A 255-nucleotide genomic window follows, 5' to 3' on the forward strand; every position below is an offset into this window, starting at 1 on the left:
CCTTGACCGTCACGGAGCCGACCGTCGCGCCGGCCGCGATGGTGATCACGGCACCGTTCGACAGGTTCACAGTGACCGGGGTGCCGGCAGCATTGGTCAACGTCGCGGTATAGACAATCGAACCGCCCTCCGCGACCGAGTCGGTAGCGCTCAGGCTGACGGTGGTGGTGTCTGCGGAATCAGTAATCGAGGTGTCTGCCGACTTGCCGTCGATGTCCAGCTTCTCGTAGTTGCCACCCTTCGCGTCGTCGATTT

At 62.7% G+C, this 255-nt stretch carries 1 protein-coding gene; it reads right to left on the minus strand.

All coding sequences use genetic code 11. The annotated features are described in order from the left end of the window. Positions 1-255, minus strand: a 255-nt coding sequence (locus QMX98_RS35020; RefSeq protein ID WP_282412115.1) for an immunoglobulin-like domain-containing protein, incomplete at both ends; no start/stop codon positions are given.

Origin of the sequence: Pseudomonas sp. PS02303 (genome assembly GCF_029959925.1) — a bacterium.
GTDB classification, from domain to species: Bacteria; Pseudomonadota; Gammaproteobacteria; order Pseudomonadales; family Pseudomonadaceae; genus Aquipseudomonas; species Aquipseudomonas mandelii.